This window comes from Mesorhizobium sp. M2C.T.Ca.TU.002.02.1.1 (genome assembly GCF_003997225.1).
Window position 1 is genome coordinate 1 of record NZ_RZTO01001433.1, and the last position, 664, is coordinate 664.

The 664-nt window shown below is 66.4% G+C and carries 1 protein-coding gene; it reads right to left on the reverse strand.

Features of this window, described 5'->3' with window-relative positions; all coding sequences use genetic code 11:
• Nucleotides 1–51 precede the first annotated feature (51 nt).
• Nucleotides 52–664: TIGR01620 family protein (locus EOD07_RS36600; RefSeq protein ID WP_127238519.1), on the reverse strand; the 613-nt coding region annotated here is incomplete at its 5' end.

Here is a 664-nt window from a genome sequence, read left to right on the forward strand (position 1 = left end):
TGGCGAAGATTGGTTAATGCTTCGTCACTGGCGGCGGTTTTCGCGTTTACCCTATCCTTCTGCCTGACCGTCCTTCCGCGCCGCGAACGAGGTCAGCGCCGAGAGAAAATCGCCGAGGCCGGGGCGCTTCACGGCGATGAACGGCAAGGGACGGGCCGTTTCCATCGCCGCGATGCCGATGCGCGCCGTCATCATGCCGTTGACCACGCCTTCGCCGAGTTTCGCCGAGAGTTTCGCGGCAAGCCCATGGCCGACGATCTGCTGAACGAAACTGTCGCCGACCGCGATCGATCCTGTCACCGCCAGATGCGCGAGCACGCCGCGCGCCAGCCGGAAGAAACCGAGCGTGCCCGGACGGCCGCCGTAGAGTTCGGAGAGCCGCCGGATCAGGCGCCCGGCCTCGAACACGACATAGGCGATGTCGACCAGCGCGCGGGGGCTGACCGCCGTTATGAGGGAGACGCGCTTTGCGGCTTCCAGAATCATGACCTTGGCGCGCGCATCGAGGGGCGACAGGATTTCGGTCTCGGCCAGCCGCACCAGATTGGCGCCGTCGATGATCTCGCCGCGCAATTCGGCGAGCGAACACCGACCGGCGGCGGTCTCGGGTTTTGCCGCGACGAAGGCCGAGAGCTCGTCAACCAGGGCGCGCGCTGCCTTGGGA